This window comes from Dactylosporangium sp. NPDC051484 (assembly GCF_040689395.1).
Classification (GTDB): Bacteria; Actinomycetota; Actinomycetes; order Mycobacteriales; family Micromonosporaceae; genus Dactylosporangium.
In genome coordinates this window covers 49,324-64,669 of the sequence record NZ_JBFAZX010000011.1, presented here as the reverse complement: position 1 = coordinate 64,669, position 15,346 = coordinate 49,324, and the positions used below count along the sequence as shown (strand labels likewise).

General features: G+C 71.3%; 13 protein-coding genes. 11 read left to right on the top strand and 2 right to left on the bottom strand.

What is annotated here, in order from left to right; genetic code table 11:
- Window positions 1-20: 20 nt before the first annotated feature.
- Window positions 21-2,369, top strand: coding sequence for an endopeptidase La (lon, locus tag AB0367_RS19920; RefSeq protein ID WP_366227829.1), 2,349 nt, complete (start codon window positions 21-23; stop codon window positions 2,367-2,369).
- Window positions 2,370-2,453: 84 nt separating this feature from the next.
- On the top strand, window positions 2,454-3,563 hold the full coding sequence (locus tag AB0367_RS19915) for a crosslink repair DNA glycosylase YcaQ family protein (protein ID WP_366227828.1): 1,110 nt from the start codon (window positions 2,454-2,456) through the stop codon (window positions 3,561-3,563).
- On the opposite strand, the gene nth is transcribed toward AB0367_RS19915, so the two are convergent.
- Window positions 3,556-4,254 (bottom strand): endonuclease III, encoded by a 699-nt coding sequence (nth, locus tag AB0367_RS19910; RefSeq protein WP_366227827.1) that lies wholly within the window; start codon window positions 4,252-4,254, stop codon window positions 3,556-3,558. The genes AB0367_RS19915 and nth overlap by 8 nt on opposite strands.
- Window positions 4,255-4,325: 71 nt before the next feature.
- Window positions 4,326-5,315 (bottom strand): malate dehydrogenase, encoded by a 990-nt coding sequence (locus AB0367_RS19905; protein WP_366227826.1) that lies wholly within the window; start codon window positions 5,313-5,315, stop codon window positions 4,326-4,328.
- 317 nt (window positions 5,316-5,632) lie between these two features.
- Here AB0367_RS19905 and AB0367_RS19900 point away from each other — a divergent pair, with 317 nt between their 5' ends.
- From AB0367_RS19900 to AB0367_RS19860, 9 genes are all read left to right on the top strand, one after another.
- Window positions 5,633-5,893: a Prokaryotic metallothionein gene (locus tag AB0367_RS19900; RefSeq protein ID WP_350556090.1), complete on the top strand. Its 261-nt coding sequence runs from the start codon at window positions 5,633-5,635 to the stop codon at window positions 5,891-5,893.
- Window positions 5,894-5,981: 88 nt separating this feature from the next.
- Window positions 5,982-6,743 carry a polyphosphate--glucose phosphotransferase gene (ppgK, locus tag AB0367_RS19895; RefSeq protein ID WP_366227825.1) on the top strand — a complete coding sequence of 254 codons (762 nt, stop codon included), beginning with the start codon at window positions 5,982-5,984 and terminating at the stop codon, window positions 6,741-6,743.
- Between the two features lie 65 nt (window positions 6,744-6,808).
- On the top strand, window positions 6,809-7,084 hold the full coding sequence (locus AB0367_RS19890; protein WP_366227824.1) for a hypothetical protein: 276 nt from the start codon (window positions 6,809-6,811) through the stop codon (window positions 7,082-7,084).
- 1,155 nt (window positions 7,085-8,239) lie between these two features.
- Entirely contained in the window at window positions 8,240-9,241 is a 1,002-nt protein-coding gene (locus AB0367_RS19885; protein ID WP_366227823.1) for a LacI family DNA-binding transcriptional regulator, read from the top strand.
- A gap of 161 nt (window positions 9,242-9,402) precedes the next feature.
- The gene (locus tag AB0367_RS19880) at window positions 9,403-11,058 is read left to right on the top strand and encodes an ABC transporter substrate-binding protein (RefSeq protein ID WP_366227974.1); all 1,656 of its coding nucleotides are present in this window, start codon (window positions 9,403-9,405) and stop codon (window positions 11,056-11,058) included.
- Window positions 11,059-11,155: 97 nt separating this feature from the next.
- Window positions 11,156-12,283: an ABC transporter ATP-binding protein gene (locus AB0367_RS19875; protein ID WP_366227822.1), complete on the top strand. Its 1,128-nt coding sequence runs from the start codon at window positions 11,156-11,158 to the stop codon at window positions 12,281-12,283.
- Entirely contained in the window at window positions 12,280-13,260 is a 981-nt protein-coding gene (locus AB0367_RS19870; RefSeq protein ID WP_366227821.1) for an ABC transporter permease, read from the top strand. The genes AB0367_RS19875 and AB0367_RS19870 overlap by 4 nt, the downstream gene beginning before the upstream one ends.
- Before the next feature lies 1 nt (window position 13,261).
- On the top strand, window positions 13,262-14,305 hold the full coding sequence (locus AB0367_RS19865; protein ID WP_366227820.1) for an ABC transporter permease: 1,044 nt from the start codon (window positions 13,262-13,264) through the stop codon (window positions 14,303-14,305).
- A complete protein-coding gene (locus AB0367_RS19860) occupies window positions 14,302-15,315 on the top strand; it encodes an ABC transporter ATP-binding protein (RefSeq protein WP_366227819.1) in 1,014 nt (337 codons plus the stop codon). Before AB0367_RS19865 ends, AB0367_RS19860 begins: the two co-directional genes overlap by 4 nt.
- Window positions 15,316-15,346: the final 31 nt, after the last annotated feature.

The following is a 15,346-nucleotide window of genomic DNA, read 5'->3' as shown; positions in this document are numbered from 1 at the left end:
CTGATGGCAGGTGTGTCCTGATGGCAACGCTCCCGGTTCTCCCACTCAACGACGACGTCCTGCTCCCTGGCATGGTCATCCCCGTGACGCTCGACGCCTCCACGCAGGCGGCGGTCGACGCGGCACGCGCCGCCGGCGACAAGCAGGTCCTCGCGGTCCCGCGGGTCGACGGCGAATACGGTTCCTTCGGCGTCGTCGCCGTGCTCGAGAAGGTCGGCCGGCTGCCCAGCGGCCAGCCGGCGGCCGTCATCCGAGGCCTGGACCGCGCCCGCATCGGCGCCGGCGTTCCCGGTCCTGGCGCGGCCCTGTGGGTCGAGGCCACGCCGCTGAGCGAGCCCGCACCGGCCGGCAGGGCCCGGGAGCTGGCGCGCGAGTACAAGGCCCTGGTCATCGGCGTGCTGCAGGAGCGCGGCGCGTGGCAGGTCATCGACACCGTCGAGAAGATCACCGACCTGTCCGAGCTGGCGGACTCCGCGGGCTATGCGCCGTGGCTGACCCTGGTCCAGAAGATCAAGCTCCTCGAGGCACCGGACGTCACCACCCGCCTTGAGCTGCTCGTCGAGTGGGCCCATACCCACGCCGCCGAGCAGCAGGTCAACGAGAAGATCAACAATGACGTGCGCGAGGGCCTGGAGAAGACCCAGCGCGAGTTCCTCCTGCGCCAGCAGCTGGCCGCGATCCGCAAGGAGCTCGGCGAGGACGAGCCCGACGGCTCCGCCGACTATCGGAGCCGGGTCGAGGCCGCCGAGCTGCCCGAGAAGGTCAAGGAGGCGGCGCTGCGCGAGGTCGGCCGGCTCGAGCGGGCCAGCGACCAGTCGCCGGAGGCCGGTTGGATCCGCACCTGGCTCGACACCGTGCTGGAGATGCCGTGGAGCGTGCGCACCGAGGACAACACCGATCTCGCCGCCGCCCGCGCCGTCCTCGACGCCGATCACGCGGGGCTGGCGGACGTCAAGGACCGCATCCTGGAGTATCTCGCCGTGCGTAACCGCCGCGCGGAGAAGAACCTGCAGGTCGTCGGCGGCCGCGGCTCCGGTGCCGTGCTGGCCCTGGCCGGCCCGCCCGGGGTCGGCAAGACCAGCCTCGGCGAGTCGGTCGCCCGGGCGCTGGGCCGCAAGTTCGTCCGCGTCTCCCTGGGCGGCGTCCGCGACGAGGCCGAGATCCGCGGCCACCGGCGCACCTACGTCGGCGCGCTGCCGGGCCGCATCGTGCGTGCCCTGCGCGAGGCCGGCTCGATGAACCCGGTCGTGCTGCTCGACGAGGTCGACAAGCTCGCCGTCGGCTACGCCGGCGACCCGGCCGCGGCCCTGCTCGAGGTGCTCGACCCCGCGCAGAACCACACGTTCCGCGACCACTACCTCGAGGTCGACCTCGACCTGTCCGACGTGCTGTTCCTGGCCACCGCCAACGTGGTGGAGACCATCCCCGGCCCGCTGCTGGACCGCATGGAGCTGGTCACCCTGGACGGGTACACCGAACAGGAGAAGGTCGCCATCGCCCGCGACCACCTGCTGCCGCGGCAGCTGGAGCGCGCCGGCCTGGAGCCGGCCGACTTCACGATCGCCGACGAGGCGCTCGCCCGCATCGCCGGCGAGCACACCCGCGAGGCGGGCGTGCGGCAGCTGGAGCGTGCCCTGGCGAAGATCCTGCGCAAGGTCGCGGTCGCGCTGGCGGGCGACCCGGCGCCGGTGCACGTGGGCGTCGACGAGATCGCGAAATACCTCGGCCGGGCCCGGTTCACGCCCGAGTCGGCCGAGCGCACCGCCGTGCCCGGCGTGGCGACCGGCCTGGCGGTGACCGGCGCCGGCGGCGACGTGCTCTTCATCGAGGCCACCTCGATGGAGGGCGAGCCCGGCCTGACCCTCACCGGCCAGCTCGGCGACGTCATGAAGGAGTCGGCGCACATCGCGCTGTCGTACCTGCGCTCCAACGGCCGGCGGCTCGGCATCGACCCCAACCGGCTGGCGGGGCGGCGGATCCACCTGCACGTGCCCGCGGGCGCGGTGCCGAAGGACGGCCCGAGCGCCGGCATCACGATGGTCACGGCGCTCGCGTCGCTGGCCACCGGCCGCCCGGTCCGCCCGGAGTTCGGCATGACCGGCGAGGTCACCCTGGCCGGCCGGGTCCTGCCGATCGGCGGCGTGAAGCAGAAGCTGCTCGCCGCGCACCGCGCCGGCCTGACCGAGGTCATCATCCCGAAGCGCAACGAGCCAGACCTGGACGACCTGCCCGAGGAGGTGCGCGGCCAGCTGACCGTGCACGCCCTGTCCGACGTGGCCGACGTCCTGGCCCTGGCCCTGCGCCCGGCCACCGAGGCCACTGACGCCGACGGCCCGGCCGTCCCCGACTTCGTCCCGGCCAGCATCTGACCCTCCGGCGTCACTCGGCAAACGCGTACGGGGCCCGCACCCGAAGGTGCGGGCCCCGTACGCGTCGGCCGGTACGGTGACGGGGTGACACTGTCGATGAGCTGGGATGACGTGCTCGCCTGGCGCTGCCGCCGGCAGCTGCTGCACCGGCCCGCCGAGGCCGCCGACCCCGGCGTCGTGGTGCGCGCGCTCGCCGGGGTGCAGGCCCAGGTCGCCTCCTGCGCCGAGCAGGCCGTCGCGGCGCGGCAGGCGATCGCCGACCCCGCGTCCGTGCGCGCTGCCGTGCGGGACAAGCGCCTGGTGAAGACCTGGGCGGCGCGCGGCACGCTGCACCTGCTCGACGTCGAGCAGGCCCCCGCCCACCTGGCGCTGCTCGCCGCGGCGCGCACGTGGGAGAAGGGGTCCTGGCAGAAGACGTACGTGACGGCAGGCCAGCTGGAGAAGATCGCCGAGGCGGCACATGAGGCCCTCGACGGGGCGGTGCTGACCCGCGAGCAGCTCACCGCGGCGATCGTCGAGCACGTGGGGGACATGTCGCTGGCCGAGCACCTCGGCTCCGGGTGGGGCGTCGTGCTCAAGCCCCTCGCCTGGCAAGGCGTGCTCGTGTACGGGCCGAGCGCCGACGGCGACAACCGGATCACGTTCACGCGGCCCGACACCTTCCTGCCGGGGTGGACCGGCCTGCCGGAGCCGGCGGACGCGGCGGGGGTCGTCATCCCGGCGTACCTCGCCGCCTACGGGCCGGCCTCGGCGGCGACGTTCGACCAGTGGCTGTGCCGCGGGGCGTCGAAGAAGGCGGCGCTGCGCGGCTGGTTCACGCGGCTGCTGGCCGACGGTGTGCTGGCCGAGGTCGACGTCGAGGGGGAGCGGCTGTTCGCGCGCGCCGGCGACCTGGAGTCGCTCGCCGCGGCGGAGCCGTTCTCCGACGTACGCCTGCTGCCCGCCTTCGACCAGTTCGTGCTCGGCCCCGGTACCGCCGACGAGCGGATCGTGCCGAAGGACCGCCGGGCGGCCGTGAGCCGCGCCGCCGGCTGGATCTCGCCCGTGGTCGCCTATCGTGGCCGGGTCGCGGGCGTGTGGGACGGCGAGGACGTCACCCTGTTCCAGGAGCGGGGCCCGGTCCCGGCCGCCGGGATCGCGGCCGAGCTGAGCCGGCTGTCCGCCGCGCGCCCGCGCGGCACGGGAGCTATTTGAGCAGCGCCCGAGCCTTCTCCGGGTCGGTCTCGCCGATGTCGGCGGACGGGCACTCGGCCGCGAGCGGGCAGGCGCCGCACGCGGGCCGGCGGCTGTGGCAGGTGCGCCGCCCATGCAGGATGAGCAGCAGGTTGACGGTGACCCAGTCCTTCTTGTCGAACAGTGCCTGGATCGCCGCCTCGGTCGCGTCGACGTCCTTCTCCGGGCCCCATCCCAGCCGGTGCGCGACCCGGGACACGTGGGTGTCGACGGAGACTGCCGGCGTGGCGAATGCGTTGCCGAGCACCATGTTCGCGGTCTTGCGCCCCACCCACGGCAGCGCGACGAGCTCCTCGATGGTGCTGGGCACCTCACCCTCGTGCCGTTCGACGAGGGTCGCCGCGAGCTTGATGACGTTGCGGGTCTTCTGCCGGTAATACCCGACCGGCACCAGGATCTGCTCCATCTCGGCCGCGTCGGCGGCGGCGAGGTCGGCCGCCGTCGGATACCGCTCGAACAGGACCGGGGTGACCGCGTTGACCCGCTCGTCCAGCGTCTGTGCCGCGAGCGTCGCCGCGACGAGCAGCTGCAGCGGCGAGGAGAAGTCGAGCTCGAGGCGGTGGCCGGGGTATCGCGCGGTCAGCAGGCGCAGAATCCGCCGCGCGCGGCGAACCTCCGCGATGCCGGGCTCGACCAGGGGAGTCTGTGGCACCCGACGAGCCTACGCCGCGGACGACGGGAGGGCGGCCCCTGCGGACCGCCCTCCCGTGTGGATCGGCGACGTCAGATCAGGCCGAGCCGCTCGACCGCCGCGCGCTCCTCCGCGAGCTCCGCGACCGAGGCGTCGATGCGGGCCCGGGAGAACTCGTCGATGTCGAGGCCCTGGACGATCTCCCAGCGGCCGTCCCGCGAGGTGACCGGGAAGGAGGAGATGAGGCCGGCGGGCACGCCGTAGGAACCGTCGGAGACGATCGCGGCAGAGGTCCAGTCGCCCTCCGGGGTGCCGTTGACCCAGTCGTACACGTGGTCGATCGCGGCGGAGGCGGCCGACGCGGCGGACGAGGCGCCGCGGACCTCGATGATCTCCGCGCCGCGCTTGGCGACCCGCGGGATGAACTCGTCGGCCAGCCACTGCTGGTCGTTCACGGCCTCGGCGGCGTTCTTGCCGGCCACCTCGGCGTGGAAGAGGTCCGGGTACTGCGTGGCCGAGTGGTTGCCCCAGATCGTGAGCCGGCGGATCTCGGAGACCGGCACGGAGAGCTTGCGGGCCAGCTGGGCGACGGCGCGGTTGTGGTCGAGGCGGGTCATGGCGGTGAACCGCTCGGCGGGGACGTCCGGCGCGTGCCGCTGGGCGATGAGCGCGTTGGTGTTGGCCGGGTTGCCCACGACCAGGACCCTGATGTCGTCGGCGGCACCGGCGTTGATGGCCTCGCCCTGCGGCTTGAAGATGCCGCCGTTGGCCTCCAGCAGGTCGCCGCGCTCCATGCCCTTGGTGCGGGGCCGCGCGCCGACGAGCAGGGCCACGTTCGCACCCGAGAAGGCCCCCTTGGGGTCGTCGAACACGTCGACGCCGGCCAGCAGCGGGAAGGCGCCGTCCTCCAGCTCCAGGGCCGTGCCCTCGGCGGCGCGCACGGCCTGCGGGATCTCCAGCAGCCGCAGCTTGACCCGCGTGTTCGCGCCGAGCAACTGCCCGGAAGCGATGCGGAACAGCAGCGCGTAACCGATCTGGCCGGCCGCGCCGGTCACGGTGACGTTGACGGACGAGTCGCTCATGAGAGTTCTCCTGGCAGCAACGGCGGGTGTGCTCTTCGCCTCCAAACTATCCTCGCCGCCCCGCCGGCCGTTCACCGTCCGGCCACTGCGTGTGGCTTAGGGCACTCTCCGTGGTACGCCAGCTGGCCCCTTCAACCTAGTGTCCTAGGACGCCTTGCGGGGAGTGGCCGGGGACGCTGCGCGGATAGAGGACCGGAGCCGAGGTGAACGACGGGTGGCGCCGCTGGCGATCCGGCGGGGGATTTTCGGCTGAACCGGTTGTGCCGCCCTCGCTCGCCCGGCGAGGCTGCTGGTAAGGCAATCACGGGGGGATTGACATGGCGGTCTGCGAGACCTGCGGCAATGAGTACTACATGGCCTTCGAGGTGCGTACCGCCGGCGGCGGCACGCACATGTTCGACTCGTTCGAGTGCGCCATCCAGAAGCTGGCGCCGGTGTGCGAGCACTGCGGCACCCGCATCGTCGGGCACGGTGCGGAGGTGTCGGGCCGGTTCTTCTGCTGCGCGCATTGCGCCCGTTCCGCCGACTCGGTGGCCGGGATGGAGATCCGCGACGCGGTGGGCGCGTATCCGGGGTAACGCGTTTCCCCCGGCGATCGTCGCTGGTGCACGCCATGATTGGGTTACCGCTAGCAACTTGGAGCCTGACGCGGTGTGAGGAGCAGCTGTGGTCGTCCTGGGAATCGACATCGGTGGTTCGGGCATCAAGGGGGCGCCGGTTGACCTGGCCACCGGCGTGTTCACGGCCGACCGGGTCCGGATCGAGACGCCGCAGCCGGCCGACGTGGCCAGCGTGGTCAGGACCGTCGAGTCGGTCGCGGGCGCGTTCGACCCGGCTGCCAGCATCGGCATCACGTTCCCGGCGGTGGTGCAGCACGGCGTGACGAAGACGGCGGCGAACGTGGACGCGTCGTGGGTCGACGCGCCCGCTGAGCAGCTGTTCACCGAGGCGCTGGGCCGGCCGGTGACGGTGCTCAACGACGCGGACGCGGCCGGGGTGGCCGAGCTGGAGTACGGCGCGGGCAAGGGCGTCGGTGGCCTGGTCGTGATGGTCACGTTCGGCACGGGCATCGGCAGCGCGTTGTTCATCGACGGGCGGCTGGTGCCCAACACCGAGTTCGGTCACCTGCAGATGAGCGGCCTGCACCTGCACGGGGGCGATGCCGAGGACTACGCCTCCGACCGCGTCCGGGAGGCTCACGGCCTGGGCTGGGCGGAGTGGGCGGAGCGGGTCCAGACGTACCTGCGGCACCTGCACGCCCTGCTGTGGCCGGACCTGATCATCATCGGCGGCGGGGTCAGCAAGAAGGCGGAGCGGTTCCTGCACCTGGTCGACGTGCCGACGAAGGTGGTGCCGGCGGCGTTGCAGAACAACGCCGGCATCGTGGGCGCCGCGCTGCTGGCCGCGCGCAAGGCCGGGGCCGCCTGAGGTTCGTGCGCCGCTTTCGTGCGGTGACTCCACCAGCTGTGCGCGGGTGAGGCACCATGACATCCATGGGGGACTCGCCCGCGCCGCTGCGCGCCGGTGACCCGGCAACGGTTGGGCCGTACTGGCTGATCGGCGTGCTCGGCGTCGGCGGGATGGGCACCGTGTACCTCGCCGAGGCGCCCGGCGGCCACCGGGTGGCGCTTCGGCACCCCGGGCTGGCTCGCGCCGGAGCAGGTGCGTGGGTGGCCGCCCAGCCAGGCCAGCGACGTGTACGCCTGGGGTCTGCTCGCGTCCTGGGCGGGCACCGGGCGCATGCCGGTCGGCGAGCACGGCGGCGGTGAGCCGGACCTGACCGGCCTCGACGAGTCCCTGGCGGGGGTGGTGCGCCGGGCGCTGCACGGGGATCCGCAGCGCCGGCCGGCCGCGCGGCAGGTGCTGCTGGCCCTGGTCGGCCAGGACGACCCGGCGGCGGCGCGGGTGGCCGCGACCGTCCGTGCCACCACGGCCACGACGCAGCCGCCTTCGCAGGGCGCCGGCGGGCGGAGGTTCACGCCCGGTTCGGCCGCGATTCCGTCGCCGCCGAACCAGCGCTTCGAGGCGCCCGGTCCGGTCTCCGGGACACGGATCGACCCGTCCGGCGACGGCCGGTCGGTGCCGCTGCCCCATCCATCCTCGCTGTCCCCGGCGTCCCCGCAGCCCGCTCCGCCGCCGTGGCGCCGCCCGCGGCGGGTCGGGCGCGGGGTCGCGGCCGGCGTCGCGCCGGTGGCGCTGCTGGCGTGCCTGCTGGGCGGGCTGCTGCTGGCCGAGTACGCGGGCGGGGGGCAGGCCGGGCGCGCAGCAGCAGCAAGCGCCGCCGTCGCGCTCACCGTCGCCGAAGCCGAGCCCGGTTGCCGCCGACGGCAAGCTGCGTTTTCACCCTCGCGAGCTTCTCGTGCGGCACGAAGCAGCTGGGGGAGTGGCCGCTGGTCAGGAAGCCGAAGGGGGAGAACACCGGCGAGAGCACGGGCCGGCTGTGGAGCGGCAACCAGAAGCTGCGCGACTCCGGCGGCACCGAGTACGGGCCGGACGGGTCAAGTCGGGCCTCGTGGGCGGCGACAGCAGCGCGATCAGGCTGCGCTGACGCTGGGTTCTTGGCACCGCGGACATGGAAGGGAGGCGCGCCGGCGCCGACCGTTGTCTGACGGGAGCGACGGTCGTGCGGTGCACGGACCGGAGTCGGAAATGGAAGCCCGGCGGCCGTGAGAGCGCTCTATGGGAGCGCTTCCGAATGATCCTTCGTGAGGACCGCCGGTGCGGCCGCAATCGCATCGACGGTGGCCCCGAGCCAACACCATGGACAGCCGCTTGGCAAGGGTTGCGACAACGTTAAGTTTCGTTACATCCGTGTTATTGACACCACTGTCCGCGATCCGATTTAGTGTGCCGGAACCGGTTGCGGAACCGGTTCCAGAACACGCTCTCTTGCCAGAAAGCGCTCTCACCGGAAGGATCGCGGCGTGCCGATGACCATCGCCGATGTCGCGGCGCGTGCGGGGGTCAGCAAGACCACCGTCTCGCGGGTGCTCAACGGCAAAGGAGAGGTCGACGAGGCGACCGCGGCACGGGTGCGCAGGGTCATCGACGAGCTGGGCTACGTGCCCAGCGCGCGGGCGGTCAACCTGGCCCGGGGTCACACCCGGGTGATCGGGATGCTTGTGCCGTCGCTGACCTGGCCGTGGATGGGGGACATAGTGCAGGGCGCGGTGGACGTCGTGGAGTCGGAGGGATACGGGTTGCTGCTGTTCACGTGCAACCGCGGCGCCGAGTCCATGCGCCAGTTCTCCGCGCAGGTGTCCGGCAAGGCGTTCGACGGCCTGCTGGCCATCGAGCCCGAGGGGACCCTGGACTACCTGGCCGACCTCTACGCCGGCGGCCTGCCGGTGGTGCTCATCGACGACCGCGGCGACAAGCCGCTCATGCCGTCGGTGGCCACCACCAACCGGGCGGGCGGATCGCTCGCCGCCCGGCACCTGCTCGAGATCGGCCGGCGGCGGCCCCTGGTCATCACCGGCTCCGAGAAGTTCGGCTGCACCCAGGACCGGCTCGGCGGCTTCGCGGACGTGTTCGCGGCGGCCGGCGCGCCGATCGATCCCCGGCTCGTCATCGAGGGGGACTTCACCTACGAATGCGGCAGCCTCGCCGTCCGGCGCGCGCTGGATGAGGGCCTGGAGTTCGACGCCGTGTTCGCGCACAACGACCTGTCCGCCGCCGGCGCCCTGCAGGCGCTGCGGATCGCGGGCCGAGGGGTTCCGCAGGACGTCGCCCTGGTGGGTTTCGACGACATCCTGCACGCGGGGCACACCGAACCGCCCCTGACCACCGTCCGCCAGCCCATGCGCCAGATGGGTGAGATGGCGGCCCGCCGGCTCATCGCGCATTTCGACGGCACGCCGTTGACGGTCGAGCCGAACATCCTGTCCACCACGCTCGTCGTGCGCGGTTCCACCGTGGCGGCGTAGCCCGAGCGCACCACCTGAAGTCACGTCACGCCGCACCACTGGGCGGGACCGGCCGCAAGGGTCCCGTCGCCATACCCCGATTTGTCACTGCCCGCCCCACCTGTCAATCCAGGTCAAAAGGAGACACCCCCGTGTTGACCAGACGCTCAGTACTGCTCGGCATGGCCGGGTTGCTGGCCACGACGACCACCCTGGCCGCGTGCGGCGACTCGCCGAACGAGCAGAACAAGAACAATGGTTCCAAGACCACGGTCCTGACCATCGGCATGCCGAACGGTCCGCTGACCGAGAACGAGAACCCGTTCCTCACCACGTCGGCCGGCGCCAAGGACGGCTACCGCTGGGCGCTGTACGAGCCGCTGATGATGTGGAACCCGGTCAAGCCGGCCGACCCGATGAAGCCGTGGCTGGCGACGGCGGCGAAGTGGAACAAGGACTACACCTCGGTCGTCGTGACCGTCCGCGACAACGCCACCTGGTCCGACGGCCAGAAGGTCACCGCCGAGGACGTCGCGTACACCTACAAGCTGATTCGTGACAACGAGGCGCTCAACGAGCAGGGCGTGCCGATCCTCGACGCCACGGTGAGCGGCGCCGACGTGACCATCACGTTCAAGACCTCGCAGTTCGTCAGCCAGCAGAAGGCGGTCGCGAAGATCCCGATCGTGCCCAAGCACATCTGGGAGAAGATCTCCGACCCGAAGACCGAGGCCAACAAGAACCCGATCGGTTCCGGGCCGTACACGCTGAAGTCCTTCACCCCGCAGACCACGACCCTGGTGGCCCGCGAGAGTGGCTACTGGCAGACGGCGCCGGCGGTCAAGGAGCTGCGCTACACCTCCTACAACGACAACGGCGCGCAGACCACGGCGCTGGCCAACGGCGAGTGCGAGTGGAGCTTCGTCTTCATCCCCAACGTGAAGACGGTCTTCATCGACAAGGACGCGGCCAACCACAAGATCTGGGCGCCGCCGGTGCTGGGCATCCACGGCCTGTACATCAACACCACCAAGGCCCCGTTCAACGACCCGAAGCTGCGCGTCGCGATGGGCATGGTCATCAACCGCGACGACATCTTCACCACCGCCGAGGCCGGCTACTTCCACCCGCTGGTCAAGAGCGTGACGGGCCTGCCCTCGCCCGCCGGTGACGCGTACATCTCCGACGAGTACAAGGGCAAGGACTACAAGATCGACGTCGAGGGTGCCAAGACGCTGCTCGCCAGCGCCGGGTACAAGCTCGAGGGCACCACGCTGAAGGACCCGTCCGGCAAGCCGGTCACCATCACGCTCACCGACCCGGCCGGTTGGTCGGACTACCAGACGTCGCTGGAGATCGTGAAGGCCAACCTGGCCCAGATCGGCATCGCGGCCACGGTCGACAAGGCCAACCAGGACGCGTGGTTCAAGAACGTCGAGGCCGGCCAGTTCGACGCGGCGTTCCGCTGGACCGACGGCGGCTCGACCCCGTACGACATCTACCGCACGGTGATGGACGGCGACCAGCTCAAGCCGATCGGCACCGCGTCGCCGGCCGGTAACTTCGGCCGCTTCGACAGCAAGGAGGCCACGGCCGCGCTGCGTGCCTACGCCAGCGCGACCGACGACGCCGCCCGCAAGACCGCGCTCGCGACCCTGCAGAAGATCTTCGTCGAGGAGGCCCCGATGCTCCCGGTCGGTGCCGACAACATCGGTGGCGCCTACAGCACGAAGAACTGGACGGGCTGGCCGGACGACGCCAACCCGTACACCGCCGGGCAGCCGACCCAGCCCAACTCGCTGGAAGTCATCCTGCACCTCAAGCCGGCCGGCGCCTGACGACCGGATCGCACCGACACCGCTCCCCGGGCGACGCTCGCGCCGCCCGGGGAGCGGTACCCCGTCACGACGCCATTCCCAAGACAGGATCATCGGCATGACGTTGAGCGAGAGCCCGGCGGCGCCGGTCGGCGAGGTGGTGCTGGAGGCCGACGGCCTGACCAAGCACTTCCCCGTCCGGCGGAAGCTGAGCGACATCTTCACCCGCAAACGGGCCGTTGTTCACGCCGTGGACGACGTGTCCTTCACCCTGCGCCGCGGCAGGGTCACCGCCCTGGTCGGCGAGTCCGGCTCCGGCAAATCCACGGTCGCCCGCCTGCTGACGCAGCTGTACCCGCGAACCAGCGGTGACATCCGGCTGCACGGCGAGACCACCCGGGTGCGGGGCGGGCGACGGTTCCGCGAGTACGTCAGCCGGGTGCAGCTCATCTTCCAGGACCCGTTCGGCTCGCTCAACCCCGTGCACACGGTCCGCTACCACCTGACCCGCGCGTTGAAGATCCACGGCAACGCCGGCACGAACGACGAGGAGCTCGAGGTCGCCCTGGCCGGGCTGCTCACCCGGGTGGCGCTCACCCCGCCCGAGCGCTACATCGACAAGTTCCCCCACGAACTGTCCGGCGGCCAGCGCCAGCGCGTCGCGATCGCGCGCGCCCTCGGCGCGGACCCGGAAGCGCTCCTGGCCGACGAGCCGGTGTCGATGCTCGACGTGTCGATCCGCCTCGGCATCCTCAACCTGCTGCGCGACCTCAAGGAGCGGCTCAACCTCGCCATCCTGTACATCACGCACGACATCGCCTCGGCGCGGTACTTCGCCGACGAGACGCTGGTGATGTACGCCGGGCGCATGGTCGAGGGCGGCGACTCCGAGTCGGTCACGCAGAACCCGGCGCACCCGTACACCCGCCTGCTCATCGACTCGGCCCCCGACCCGGACCGCATCGCGGGCATCGCCGAGGCGTCCACGAAGGACCGCGGCAACGGCGAGCCGCCGAGCCTGATCCGGCCCCCGTCCGGCTGCCGGTTCCACCCCCGCTGCCCGCACGCCATGCCGCGCTGCAGCGTCGACCTGCCGCCCCGCCTCGACGTCGGCGGCGAGCCCGGGCACTGGGCGGCCTGCTGGCTCTACGATGCGCAGACCGTCGCCAAGGAGGGCGTCGGCTCCGCCGCCGATCCGTCGATCCCCACGCCGCCGGCCCTGCACGCGCCGGAGGAGGCACGATGAGATTCCTGCTGCAACGCCTGGCGTTCTACCTGTTCACGGCGTGGGCCGCGATCACGATCAACTTCTTCGTCCCACGGATGATCCCCGGCGACCCGATCAGCGCCTTCCTCGCCCGCAACCAGGGCCAGGTGTCCTCCGATTCGATCCAGTCGCTGAAGGTGCTGTTTGGCCTCGACGAGGACCGGAGCCTGTGGGATCAGTACGTCACGTACTGGAAGCAGCTCTTCCACGGCGACCTCGGCCTGTCCTTCACGTTCTTCCCGTCGACGGTCTCCGAGGTGATCGGGCAGAGCCTGCCGTGGACCATCGGGCTGGTCGGCATCACCACCGTGCTGAGCTTCCTGATCGGCACGACGCTCGGCATCGGCGCCGGCTGGCGGCGCGGGACCTGGATCGACGGCCTGCTGCCGGCCACCACGTTCCTGTCCTCAGTGCCGTACTTCTGGCTCGGCCTCGTCGCCATCGCCGTGTTCACCGGCCCGGGCAGCTACTTCCCGTCGTCCGGCGGCTTCACGCCGGGCCTGGTGCCGGCCTGGGACCACTACTTCATCGGCTCGGCGATCAACCACAGCGTGCTGCCCGCGGCCACGATCCTCATCTCGTCGATGAGCGGCTGGATCCTCGGCATGCGCAACATGATGGTCACCGTCTCGGCGGAGGACTACATCACCGTCGCTCACGCCAAGGGCCTGTCGGAGCGGCGGGTCGCGTTCAGCTACGCCGCCCGCAACGCGCTGCTGCCCAACGTGGCGGCGTTCGCCCTGTCGCTGGGCTTCATCGTCGGCGGCACCCTGCTGGTTGAGATCGTGTTCTCGTACCCCGGCGTCGGCTTCCAGCTCTTCCAGGCCGTCGGCGCGCACGACTACCCGCTGATGCAGGGCATCTTCCTGGTCATCACCATCTCGGTGCTGGTGGCCAACCTGCTGGCCGACGTCGCATACCTGCTGCTCGACCCGCGCACCCGAAAGGCTGGTTGAGATGACCGTCACTCCCTCCAGCGTCGAGCAGAGCATCCCCGGACAGGGCTCGACGGCGCAGCCGGAGTCCGCGCCGGGCAAGAAGGCCAAGCGCAAGCGGTTCCAGTTCATCGCCAACGGCAAGGCCGCCACCGGCCTGGTGATCCTCGGCATCTACGTGCTGTTCGCGATCATCGGGCCATGGGTCGCGCCGTACGACCCCGACAAGATCACTCCGGACGCGCTGCAGGCGCCGTCGGCGCAGCATTGGCTCGGCACCTCGCACCTCGGCCAGGACATCTTCAGTCAGATCCTGGCTGGCACCCGCAGCGTGGTGATGGTCGGCGCGGTCGCCGGCATCGTGGCCACGATCCTGTCGGTGCTCGTCGGTGTCAGCGCCGGATACCTCGGCGGCATCGCGGACGAGATCCTGTCGGTGCTGTCCAACGTGTTCCTGGTCATTCCGGGCCTGCTGCTGATCATCATCATCTGCACCTCGCTGCCGCGCGTGAACGACCTCACCGTGGCCCTGGTGATCGGATTGACCAGCTGGTCGTGGGGGTCGCGGGTGCTGCGGGCGCAGACGCTGTCGCTGCGCGGCCGCGACTACGTCGAGGCCGCCCGGGCCACCGGCGAGAAGACCTGGCGGGTCATCTTCTTCGAGATCCTGCCGAACCTGACCGCGATCATCGCGTCCGGCTTCGTCGGTACCGTCATCTTCGCCGTGCTGTCGGAGATCACGCTGGCGTTCATCGGCATCTCGTCGGTGTCGTCGTGGAACTGGGGCACGATCCTGTTCTGGGCGCAGGGCCAGCAGGCCCTCGCACAGGGCGCCTGGTGGTGGTTCGTCCCGGCGGGCCTGGCCATCGCCATCCTGGGCACGGCCCTGAGCCTGGTGAACTTCGGCATCGACGAGTTCGTCAGCCCGCGGCTGCGCACCTCCGGCACCGGCCGGGCCCGCACCGCCAACGGCGACAAGGTCCGGATGAAGGTCGGCTTCACCCCCGTCGTGCGCCCCGCCGAGCCGCCGGCGAAGATCGAGATCAGGGACGGTGCCAACCAATGACGCAGGTCCTCACCCGGCCGCTGCTGGAGATCAAGAACCTCAACGTCGACTACGGCCTCGGCGAGGCGTCCGTGCGGGCGGTCCGTGACGTCAACCTCACCATCCACCGCGGAGAGGTCGTGGGCCTGGCGGGGGAGAGCGGCAGCGGCAAGTCGACGCTGGCCTACGGCATCACCCGGCTGCTGCCGCCGCCCGGCGTCGTCACCGGCGGCACGGTCACCTACCACCCGCCGACCGGCGACCCGTACGACGTGCTCAGCCTCTCCGACGCCGAGCTGCGCAAGTTCCGCTGGGCGGAGACGTCGATCGTGTTCCAGGGCGCGATGAACTCGCTCAACCCGGTGCACAAGATCGACGTGCAGATGATGGACGCGATCCAGGCGCACGAGCCCGGCCTGAGCCGCACCGCCCGCGTGGACCGGGCCAAGGAGCTGCTGCGCCTGGTCGGCATCGCCGAGGACCGTCTCGACGCCTACCCGCACCAGCTCTCCGGCGGCATGCGCCAGCGCGTCATGATCGGCATGGCGCTGGCGCTGGAGCCGCAGCTGGTCATCATGGACGAGCCGACGACCGCGCTGGACGTGGTCATGCAGCGGCAGATCCTCGGCCAGCTCGTCGAGCTGCGCGAGCGGCTGGGCTTCTCGGTGCTGTTCATCACCCACGACCTGTCGCTGCTGGTGGAGTTCAGCGACCGGATCGCGATCATGTACGGCGGGCGCATCGTCGAGGAGGCGCCGTCCGCCGACATCTACCGCGAGCCGCTGCACCCCTACAGTAACGGCCTGCTCCGCTCGTTCCCGGCGCTGCGCGGCGCCCGGCGGGAGCTGGCCGGCATCCCCGGCTCCCCGCCGGACCTGCGCGGCATGCCCAGCGGGTGCGCGTTCCACCCGCGCTGCCCGAAGCGGTTCGAGCCGTGCGACAAGGAGATCCCGGTCCTGGGCAAGCCCGACGACCATGTCGGGCCGGCCCGCTCGGTGGCCTGCTGGCTGCATCCGGTGACCGCCGGATAGCCCGCACCGCCGCACCATCCGACCCAGCCGG

Bases quoted from the DNA above. Each gene is read 5' to 3' on its own strand.
- lon (WP_366227829.1), top strand. From the start codon at position 21: ATGGCAACGCTCCCGGTTCTCCCACTCAACGACGACGTCCTGCTCCCT.
- AB0367_RS19905 (WP_366227826.1), bottom strand. From the start codon at position 5,315: ATGAGCGACTCGTCCGTCAACGTCACCGTGACCGGCGCGGCCGGCCAG.
- AB0367_RS19900 (WP_350556090.1), top strand. From the start codon at position 5,633: ATGGCGGTCTGCGAGACCTGCGGCAATGAGTACTACATGGCCTTCGAG.
- AB0367_RS19890 (WP_366227824.1), top strand. From the start codon at position 6,809: ATGGGGGACTCGCCCGCGCCGCTGCGCGCCGGTGACCCGGCAACGGTT.
- AB0367_RS19880 (WP_366227974.1), top strand. From the start codon at position 9,403: ATGGCCGGGTTGCTGGCCACGACGACCACCCTGGCCGCGTGCGGCGAC.
- AB0367_RS19875 (WP_366227822.1), top strand. From the start codon at position 11,156: ATGACGTTGAGCGAGAGCCCGGCGGCGCCGGTCGGCGAGGTGGTGCTG.
- AB0367_RS19870 (WP_366227821.1), top strand. From the start codon at position 12,280: ATGAGATTCCTGCTGCAACGCCTGGCGTTCTACCTGTTCACGGCGTGG.
- AB0367_RS19865 (WP_366227820.1), top strand. From the start codon at position 13,262: ATGACCGTCACTCCCTCCAGCGTCGAGCAGAGCATCCCCGGACAGGGC.
- AB0367_RS19860 (WP_366227819.1), top strand. From the start codon at position 14,302: ATGACGCAGGTCCTCACCCGGCCGCTGCTGGAGATCAAGAACCTCAAC.